The organism is Vibrio sp. 1402, from assembly GCF_033340275.1.
The window spans coordinates 1-575 of the sequence record NZ_JAWOWE010000504.1 but is presented as its reverse complement, the minus strand read 5'-3'; the positions used below and the strand labels follow the sequence as shown (position 1 = coordinate 575).

The following is a 575-nucleotide window of genomic DNA, read 5'->3' as shown; positions in this document are numbered from 1 at the left end:
GCAGTTAGAGCAGAGCTTTGCTGATTTTTGTTCTGCGCCGAAAAATGACGTGGAACCAGTACAACAACAGTGGCACAGAACCATGCTGGCTTGGATGGCGCTTCAAGGACAGGAACGTGGCCCCGCGACCGCGCTGGAGCAAAGCTGGAACGTACAATTCTGGCCCGATAAAAAAAATACCACCGGGCGTAAAATGTCGGCGCTGACTAAAGCCGATAAAGTTTGGACAGTGGAAGAGATCTCGACACAAAGCGTGACTGTGCAAGGTTTGGGGGCGTTGGAATGGTTACTTTATGATGATGCATCCACGCTTAACACCAATAGCAATGTGTGTGAATCAGGTGTAGCGATTGCCGAAAACTTGCACGATAAAGCACAGATCATCGCTAACTCTTGGGCTGAAAACCCGTGGAAGTCTTTGCAAAAGACAGAGTGGGAATCGGAGTACATTTCGCTGCTTTCTAACCAGCTAGAATACAGCATGAAAAAGCTCAGCCGTCCGCTAGCCAAGATAGGGCATCCTCGTCCTTACTTCTCGGAATCTTGGCGCTCAGAAACCTCGCTCTCTAACTTAA

At 49.0% G+C, this 575-nt stretch carries 1 protein-coding gene; it reads left to right on the top strand.

Features of this window, described 5'->3' with window-relative positions; genetic code table 11:
- A partial coding sequence (locus tag R7044_RS26935; protein ID WP_318141750.1) for an imelysin family protein occupies positions 1-575 on the top strand: 575 nt, incomplete at both ends.